At 64.9% G+C, this 2,493-nt stretch carries 3 protein-coding genes; all 3 read right to left on the reverse strand.

The window, feature by feature from the left end:
• On the reverse strand, positions 1-83 hold an 83-nt coding region (locus tag WAN71_RS06455; protein WP_422224540.1), incomplete at its 3' end, for an adenylyltransferase/cytidyltransferase family protein.
• Positions 84-170: 87 nt separating this feature from the next.
• The gene (locus WAN71_RS06460) at positions 171-1,613 is read right to left on the reverse strand and encodes a vWA domain-containing protein (RefSeq protein WP_422224538.1); all 1,443 of its coding nucleotides are present in this window, start codon (positions 1,611-1,613) and stop codon (positions 171-173) included.
• Between the two features lie 8 nt (positions 1,614-1,621).
• Positions 1,622-2,493, reverse strand: an 872-nt coding sequence (locus WAN71_RS06465) for an AAA family ATPase (RefSeq protein ID WP_422224539.1), incomplete at its 5' end; no start/stop codon positions are given.

Genomic DNA, 2,493 nt, shown 5'->3' on the forward strand with positions numbered 1-2,493 from the left:
ACTTCGTCGAGATCGAACAGATAAGCGACTTCGCTGGCCGCGACCAAGTGACCGTTGTGGATGGGGTCGAACGTCCCACCCATCACTCCCAACCGCCGCTTTCGCATGGTTCGCCAGCTTACTGGAGCGGCGCCGCGCACCCGATTGCAGCGAGGATGTCGCTCGCCTGGCTAGACGGGCAGCAGCCGGTCGATCACCGCTGCCAGTTGCTTGGCAGAGCGGCATTCGTGCATCGTGATCACCTCTTGGTAGCGCGGTACTGCCGAGTCGCCACTGCCCCACAGGTGTTTGGGCTCCGGGTTGAGCCAGTGTGCGTGCCGGCTGGCGGTCACCATGTGAGCCAACACGTCGGTGGCCGGGTCGCGGTAGTTGGTGCGGCCGTCGCCGAGCACCAGCAACGAACTGCGCGGCGACAGCACGTTCGGGTGCGCCTGAACAAACGAGACGAACGCGTTGCCGTAATCACTGTGCCCGTCGCGAGTGTAGACACCCGCTTCGCGGGTGATCCGCTGGATCGCCACGGCCAGGTCGGCGTCCGGGCCGAACAGGTGGGTCACCTCGTCGGCGGTGTCGATGAAAGCAAACACCCGAACGCGGGAAAACTGTTGGCGCAGCGCGTGCACCAACAACAGGGTGAAGTGGCTGAAACCGGCAACCGACCCCGACACGTCGCACAACACCACCAGTTCTGGACGCGCCGGACGCGGCTTACGCAGCACCAAGTCGATCGGCACACCGCCGGTAGACATCGACTTGCGCAACGTCTTGCGCAGGTCGATCGCCCCGGCGCGGGCACGACGCCGACGGGCGGCCAACCGGGTGGCCAGGGTGCGGGCCAATGGTTGCACCACCCGCCGCATTGAGCGCAGCTGCTCGCCCGAGGCACGCAGGAATTCGACGTTCTCGGCCAACTGCGGGATTCCGTACATCTGGACGTGGTCGCGGCCGAGTTGCTCGGCGGTCCGCCGCTTGGTCTCGGCGTCGACCATCTTTCTCAACTGTGTGATCCGCTGGGCAGCAAGCGCTTTGGCGATCTGCTCCTGGGTTGGCGTGGGTTCGTCGCCGTAGGGAGCGAGCAGACCAGCCAACAGCTTGCCTTCCAGCTCGTCCAGTGCCATCGCCTTGAGCGCCTGATACGACGAGAACGACGGGCCGCGGCTGGAGTTGTATTTGCCGTAGGCATCGACGATTTGCGCGATCATCGCCAACAGCCGCTCATCCATGTCAGCGAGGTCGGCGTTGGCGGTGAGCAGATCCAGCAGCATCTGCCGCATCGCCTCGACGTCGTCAGGCGGAAGCTGGATCGCGGGATCGGCCTCGGCTTCTTCAGTGACAACCGCACGTGCGCCCAGCGCTGCGGGCCACCACAGGTCGAACATCGCGTCATAGGTCTCACGATGCTCGGGCCTGCGCAACACCGCACATGCAAGGCCCTCGCGAAGCACCTCGCGGTCGCTGAGACCCAGGACCGCCATCACTTTACCGGCGTCCACCGTCTCCGACGGTCCAACCGAAATCCCTTGCCCGCGAAGCGCTTCGACGAAGCCCACCAGGTGACCCGGCAAGCCGTGCGGGGCCAGCGGATGGTTGGGGCGAACGCGGCGGACGGCCATCAGGGCCCCTAATTCAGCCGAAGTTCGCCGGTGGCGCGCTGGTGGTCGGATTGATGCTTGAGCACCACGCCCAGAGTGGCGGCGATGGTCGCGTCGTCGATGGTGTCCATGCCAAGCGCTAGCACCGTGCGTCCCCAGTCGATAGTTTCGGCCACCGACGGCAGCTTCTTGAGCTGCATTCCGCGTAGCACTCCGATGATGCGCACCAATTCGTCGGCGATGTGTCCGGGCAGTTCGGGGACGCGGGACAGCAGAATACGGCGTTCCAGCTCGGGGTTGGGGAAGTCGATGTGCAAAAACAGGCAACGTCGTTTGAGCGCCTCGGACAGCTCGCGGGTGGCGTTGGAAGTCAGCACCACGAATGGCGCCCGCTCGGCGGTGATGGTGCCCAGTTCAGGGACCGTCACCGCGAAGTCGGAGAGCACTTCTAGCAGCAGACCCTCGATTTCGATGTCGGCCTTGTCGGTTTCGTCGATCAGCAGCACGGTGGGCTCGGTGCGCCGGATCGCGGTCAGCAGGGGCCGCGACAGCAGAAACTCCTCGCTGAACACGTCCATCTTGGTCTGGTCCCAGTCCCCTTGTCCGGCAGTGTTGCCGGATTGAATACGAAGTATTTGCTTCGCGTGGTTCCACTCATAGAGCGCGCGGGCCTCGTCGACGCCTTCGTAGCACTGCAGGCGAACCAAACCGGATTCGGTGGCCTGCGCGACGGCGCGGGCCAGTTCGGTCTTGCCGACACCGGCGGGTCCTTCCACCAGCAGCGGCTTGCCGAGCCGGTCGGCGAGGAAAACCGCAGTGGCGGTGGCAGTATCGACCAGATAGCCGGTTTCAGCCAGCCGCCGCTCGACGTCGTCGATATCGGCGAATAGCGGAACAGGCC

The sequence above is a fragment of the Mycobacterium sp. genome, assembly GCF_049280035.1.
In the GTDB taxonomy this organism is placed as follows: Bacteria; Actinomycetota; Actinomycetes; order Mycobacteriales; family Mycobacteriaceae; genus Mycobacterium.